This window comes from Herbiconiux daphne (genome assembly GCF_024979295.1).
GTDB classification, from domain to species: domain Bacteria; phylum Actinomycetota; class Actinomycetes; order Actinomycetales; family Microbacteriaceae; genus Herbiconiux; species Herbiconiux daphnes.
Genome location: NZ_JANLCJ010000373.1, coordinates 1 through 716, shown reverse-complemented (window position 1 = coordinate 716; position 716 = coordinate 1). Strand labels below are relative to the sequence as shown.

1 protein-coding gene is annotated in these 716 nt (G+C 44.6%); it reads right to left on the bottom strand.

Annotated features, from left to right (window positions below; translation table 11 throughout):
* The coding region (locus N1032_RS25315; RefSeq protein ID WP_259543350.1) for a hypothetical protein at nucleotides 1–701 on the bottom strand (701 nt) is incomplete at its 3' end.
* Nucleotides 702–716 lie beyond the last annotated feature (15 nt).

Sequence of the window (716 nt, the reverse complement as noted above, 5' to 3'; positions counted from 1 at the left end):
CTGTAAGCCTTGCTAGCTTTTTCATTTAATGTACGTTTCCATAAATCAATATCATTGATGTTTTTAAATTCAGCTTTGTTAAATTGATTTAGGGTGCGTCTTGCTTCACTTGTTAATTTAATATGACCACTTGCGGCGCTATCTTCTAAGTGAGCATTAGCAAGGTTTTTAGATTCCGGTAATTTAAGCTGAGTGATTTTAACATTTGCACTATCTAAGATATTCTGTGCTCCTGTCTTACTCTCATTATAAAGCTGGTTAGACCGCTCTTTAAATGCTCCGGTTACATCCTGTGCGGCTTGCTGTAATGTGGTCTGGCCCTCCGGGGCTAGTTCATTAACAGCGCGGGTAATACCCTCTCCGCTTTGCTGTTGCTGTAGGCGCTGCGCGTATTCACTGGCTGTACCCCGGTTAATATCCCGTTGCTCTGCTGCAATGTATTTACCACCCCTGCCAGTATTAAGAGCCTGAGAAGGGTTTAAAATAGATTGTCCTGCCTCATCAGTGGTAGCTGTTCTAAATGCCTGCTGTGCCTGTTCATCACCGCCCTGTAATACGCGCTCTACATATTCAGGGTTAGCCACTGTAGCGGCTCTTTCGGCTTGTGATAAACCGCCTAAGCTCTCTGGCAAAATAGAGCGTACACCTCTAACAATTGGTGTAGCTACTTTCTCAATAGCCGCCCCACCTAAAGCATTCATAGCTACAGTAGCGGC